The sequence below is a fragment of the Escherichia sp. WS1451 genome, assembly GCF_046487365.1.
GTDB lineage: Bacteria > Pseudomonadota > Gammaproteobacteria > Enterobacterales > Enterobacteriaceae > Escherichia > Escherichia coli.
In genome coordinates this window covers 1-906 of the sequence record NZ_JBJQJP010000072.1, presented here as the reverse complement: position 1 = coordinate 906, position 906 = coordinate 1, and the positions used below count along the sequence as shown (strand labels likewise).

1 protein-coding gene is annotated in these 906 nt (G+C 55.3%); it reads left to right on the top strand.

Features of this window, described 5'->3' with window-relative positions:
* A partial coding sequence (locus ACJHX7_RS26185; RefSeq protein WP_128999409.1) for a Bcr/CflA family efflux MFS transporter occupies positions 1-906 on the top strand: 906 nt, incomplete at both ends.

Genomic DNA, 906 nt, shown 5'->3' with positions numbered 1-906 from the left:
GCTCAAAAAACTTTAGTTGGCGGTACTCCCTTGCCGCCACGGTGTTGTTGTTATCACCGTTCGATTTATTGGCATCACTCGGCATGGACATGTACTTGCCAGCAGTGCCGTTTATGCCAAACGCGCTTGGTACGACAGCGAGCACAATTCAGCTTACGCTGACAACGTACTTGGTCATGATTGGTGCCGGTCAGCTCTTGTTTGGACCGCTATCGGACCGACTGGGGCGCCGCCCCGTTCTACTGGGAGGTGGCCTCGCCTACGTTGTGGCGTCAATGGGCCTCGCTCTTACGTCATCGGCTGAAGTCTTTCTGGGGCTTCGGATTCTTCAGGCTTGTGGTGCCTCGGCGTGCCTTGTTTCCACATTTGCAACAGTACGTGACATTTACGCAGGTCGCGAGGAAAGTAATGTCATTTACGGCATACTCGGATCCATGCTGGCCATGGTCCCGGCGGTAGGCCCATTGCTCGGAGCGCTCGTCGACATGTGGCTTGGGTGGCGGGCTATCTTTGCGTTTCTAGGTTTGGGCATGATCGCTGCATCTGCAGCAGCGTGGCGATTCTGGCCTGAAACCCGGGTGCAACGAGTTGCGGGCTTGCAATGGTCGCAGCTGCTACTCCCCGTTAAGTGCCTGAACTTCTGGTTGTACACGTTGTGTTACGCCGCTGGAATGGGTAGCTTCTTCGTCTTTTTCTCCATTGCGCCCGGACTAATGATGGGCAGGCAAGGTGTGTCTCAGCTTGGCTTCAGCCTGCTGTTCGCCACAGTGGCAATTGCCATGGTGTTTACGGCTCGTTTTATGGGGCGTGTGATACCCAAGTGGGGCAGCCCAAGTGTCTTGCGAATGGGAATGGGATGCCTGATAGCTGGAGCAGTATTGCTTGCCATCACCGAAATATGGGCTT